This is a genomic window from Protofrankia sp. CiP1_Cm_nod1 (assembly GCF_920888515.1).
Classification (GTDB): Bacteria; Actinomycetota; Actinomycetes; order Frankiales; family Frankiaceae; genus Protofrankia.
Map to the genome: position 1 here is coordinate 1 of NZ_CAKKTM010000338.1, position 3809 is coordinate 3809.

Consider the following 3809-nt stretch of genomic DNA (forward strand, 5'->3'; position numbering starts at 1 on the left):
CGGCCGCGCTCCGCGCGCGCTGCCGGCGGCGCGGTGCTCGCTGCCCGGTCACGCGGGCGGGCCGGGAGGCAGCCGGCCGGTGCCGGTGGCGTCCCAGGGCAGTCCGTCCGCGGGACGCCGTTTGCCGGCCAGGCGCGCGAGCCATCCGTCCACGAAGAGACGTTCACCCGCGGTGAGTGTCTCGCGCAGGCCCGCCGGCACCGCCTCGGGGAACACCCCGACGACACCGGGCAGCCGGGCCAGCGCGCCCGCCTGGCTCCTTGCGGCGGCAACCAGGGCCAGCCGGGGTGGCAGGACCGCCGTGACCTGCGCGATCTCCCGCAGAGCGGCGAGGACCGCCTGCTGGCGGCCGCTCCCGCCGGGTTCCTCCTCGGCGGGGCCGGGCACGTCATCGTGATCATCACGGGGTGCCGGGCCGCCATCGCCGTCCGGGCCGTAGCCCGCCGGCTCCGGCCCGGCCGCCCGCGACGCGATGACGACCAGCACCTCCGGTGTGGGTTCGGCCACGGCCCCGACCTCCTGACCCGAGCGGACAGCGTGCCAGCCGGCTGCGCCAGCTCGCCATCCCCGCACGAGCATTCCGACCAGGCGGACAGCGCATCATCGTCGACCAGGCCAGCCGCGCACAAGACCACCGGTGCGCCCGAGACGACGGAAGGACGCGGTACGCCGGCCCCGGCCCTCTCCCGAACGCCTCGGGCGGAACCGGAACCGTCCCCCATGACAACCTTGCGGAAACCGCGGCATGACGCCCAACGGTGACTGTTCGTATCTATTCGCGACGTGGCATCACAAAGAGCGACAACCAGCTCAGCACCGAGAGTACCAACAGCGACACGGTGGGCAGGACGAGCAGGAAGCCGGGTGAGCGCAGCCGGAACTCGACGAGCTGGACGACAAGGCTGTTGGCGCCCTCGGGCAGCTGCGAGACAGCCCGCGCCGACCGCAGCGCATGCCCGATCCAGCCCGCCAGCAGGGAGCCGCCGATCCCCCCCAGAGCCAGCCCGACGGGGGCCGGCCAGCCGCTGTCACGGCCCCGCCAGAAGCCGAGGAGGCCCCCGGCCAGGCCGGCGGCGGCACAGATCATGGCGAAGTACACGTCGACGCCGGCCTGGGCGTCGAAAACGATCTCGCTGCCGGCCAGTACCGCCCGCACGTTCAGGCGCGGGGCCGTCAGCGCCCACAGCAGCCCGACCGGCAGGCCGAGGGCGGCCATGACGGCCGCGCACAGCAGGCCGGCGAAAAGGCCGGATCCGCTGACCGCCCAGAAGGGGCGCCGGGGCTCCTCGGGCACCGGCCAGCCGTCCACCCCGACACCGTCGGGCCGGTCATGCCGATCCGGCCAGGACGAGGGGGGACGCCGGGCGGCAGCCTGGTGCGCATCGGACTGCCCTGCCTCGGGCTGCCCTGCCGCGGGCTGCCCTGCCTCGGGCTGCCCTGCCGCGGGCTGCCCTGCCTCGGGCTGCCCTGCCTCGGGCTGCCCTGCCGCGGACTGTTGTACTTCGGGCCACCGTACTTCGGGAAGGCCCCGCGTCCGGGCACCGCGGCGCGTGCCGTCAACGGTTCTGTCACCGTTCGCGTGGCTGTCAGGCCAGACTGTTGCTGATGGATACCGGCCAGGTGGGCATCGGCCCGCGCGGCTGAGAATCCACCGCAACGGCCTAACGCGGGGCGTTACCGGCACGTCGCAGCGCGATACTGGCCGCCAGCAGCGTGACGAACGCCACCAGCGCGCACACCAACAGGTCGACGACGACCATGCCCCAGTCGACCGACGGCCGGAAGGCACCGGCCAGCACGTCCACCGCGTACGTGCTGGGCAGCAGGTCACGCAGCACGTCGATCCCGAGCGGCAGCCGGTCCGCCGGGATGATCCCGAGGAACAGCACGACGCTCATACCGATCTGCCCGGCGACCGTCGCGAGTTCCTGGCGGGGGGCGAGCAGCCCGATGGCCGCGCCGATCCCGGCGAGGGAGGCCCCGGCCGCGACGGCCACCGGCAGCAGCAGCCACAGGCCCGACAGCGGCAGACCGTACAGCAGCGAGCCCACCACGGCTGTGACGATCATCCCCGGGAGCGCGAACGACGCGTAGGAGGCGGCCGTGCCGAGCACCACGGCGCTGCCCGGGACGGGCAGGGTCAGGTAGTAGTCCAGCGCCCCGGCCGCGCGCAGCGCCCCGAAGCGCTGCGCGAGCAGGTTCAGCGCGACGAAGGCCACCACCAGCACGGTCGAGCCGGCCACCACCTGCTCACTGGTCGTCTCGTTCCCCGCATCGACCACTCCGCGCAGCAGCAGCATGATCCCGAGCGACTGGAACGCGGCGACGAACAGCAGGGGCACCCGGGCCACCCGGGCCCGGGCGAGCTGGCCGGCGTAGACGGCGCCGAGCGCGGCCCCGAAGGAGGTGCCCGGCGGCAGCGGCACGGGCGTGCCGGCCACCTCCGCGGCCCCGGGGAAGCCACCGCCGGACCGCTGGCGGACGCTCCGGTCGACAGCACCGGCGGATCGGTCGAGGGCGTCGGCCGTCCGTTCGGCGACCGAGACGGCCTCGGCGGCCGGGCCGGCGGCCTGTCCGGCCGCGTCGACAGCCCGGCCGGCGGCCGGGCCGGCCGCCTCGTAAGCTGCGGCGGCGGTCACAGGGTAACCGTGCTCATGTGCGCTCCAGGGTGCGGGATGCCCCGCCAAGGGCGAGATAGACGTCCTCCAGGGACGGCGTGGCCAGCGTGAAGTCGTCGAGGGCGGCGAAGGCGGGGCCGCTGGTCAGCCGCGCGAGCGCGTCGCGGGCGGCGGCCGCGTCCATGCGCGTGGTCCAGCGGCGGCCGTTGATCTCGGCCTGTCGGGCGAGACGGGCGATCGTCGGGTCCTGGGCGGGCGGGTCACGGCGCCAGACGAGATCCAGCCGGACATCGCTGCTCACCGACGCCTTGAGCCGTCCGGGGGTGTCACAGGCGATCACCCGGCCGGCCTCGAGGACGGCGACCCGGTCGAGCACCGTCTCCGCCTCCAGGACGTTGTGGGTGACCAGCAGCACAGTGACCCCCGCGGTGGCCCGGCGGCGCTCGAGCGCCGACCACACCGCGCGCCGGGCCGTCGGGTCCAGGCCGGTGGTCGGCTCGTCCAGGACGAGCACCATACGGTCGCCGACCAGGGTGCAGGCGACGGAGGCGAGCCTGCGCTGGCCGCCGGAGAGCTGCCGCATAGGCCGGGTGACAACCGGGGCGAGGCCGAGCTCGTCGATGACGGCGTCCCGGGCCGCCCGCGCCGCGCCACGCCCGAGGCCACGCAGCCGCGCGGTGGTCTCCACCGCGCGGCCCACCGGCAGGTCCTCCAGGGCCATGTCGTGCTGGCCGAGGTAGGCCGCCAGCCGCGACGGGATGTCGGGACGGGCCACGACGTCCCACCCGAACAGCGTGATGGATCCGGCGTCCGGCCGGATCAGCCCCATGAGCTGACGCAGCAGCGTGGTCTTACCAGCGCCGTTCGGCCCGAGGACGCCGAAGACCTCGCCCTGCCCGACATCGAGATCGATACCGGCGGTGGCAAGTACGGCATGCTCCCCCGCGCCGTGCCGGCGGGTGAGCCCACGCACGACGTAGCTCAGCACGCGGCCTATTGTCGCAGCCCGCGGGCGTGGAGTCGGCCTGAGGGCGGGTGAGGGCCGCCTCCCCGGCCGAATCCCCGGCCGAATCCCCGGCCGGGCACACGCCAGCCGGCCGGCATCCGAGCCCCCTTCAGGCCTGTGACCGTCCGGTTCAGTAACCGAACCCGTTCGGCGACCGGGCCTGCTCAGTGAACGGGCCTGCTCAG

At 74.7% G+C, this 3809-nt stretch carries 4 protein-coding genes; all 4 read right to left on the minus strand.

The features are described from left to right. Positions 1-48 precede the first annotated feature (48 nt). The 4 genes from NBX02_RS15285 to NBX02_RS15300 all read right to left on the minus strand — a co-directional run bounded on the left by NBX02_RS15285 (position 49) and on the right by NBX02_RS15300 (position 3615). Entirely contained in the window at positions 49-507 is a 459-nt protein-coding gene (locus NBX02_RS15285; protein ID WP_250285552.1) for a hypothetical protein, read from the minus strand. Between the two features lie 265 nt (positions 508-772). Next, the gene (locus NBX02_RS15290) at positions 773-1309 is read right to left on the minus strand and encodes a hypothetical protein (protein WP_250291898.1); all 537 of its coding nucleotides are present in this window, start codon (positions 1307-1309) and stop codon (positions 773-775) included. Between the two features lie 352 nt (positions 1310-1661). Further along, complete coding sequence (locus NBX02_RS15295) at positions 1662-2639, minus strand: ABC transporter permease (protein WP_250285550.1); 978 nt, start codon at positions 2637-2639, stop codon at positions 1662-1664. 13 nt (positions 2640-2652) lie between these two features. After that, positions 2653-3615 carry an ABC transporter ATP-binding protein gene (locus tag NBX02_RS15300; RefSeq protein WP_250285553.1) on the minus strand — a complete coding sequence of 321 codons (963 nt, stop codon included), beginning with the start codon at positions 3613-3615 and terminating at the stop codon, positions 2653-2655. Between the last annotated feature and the right edge of the window lie 194 nt (positions 3616-3809).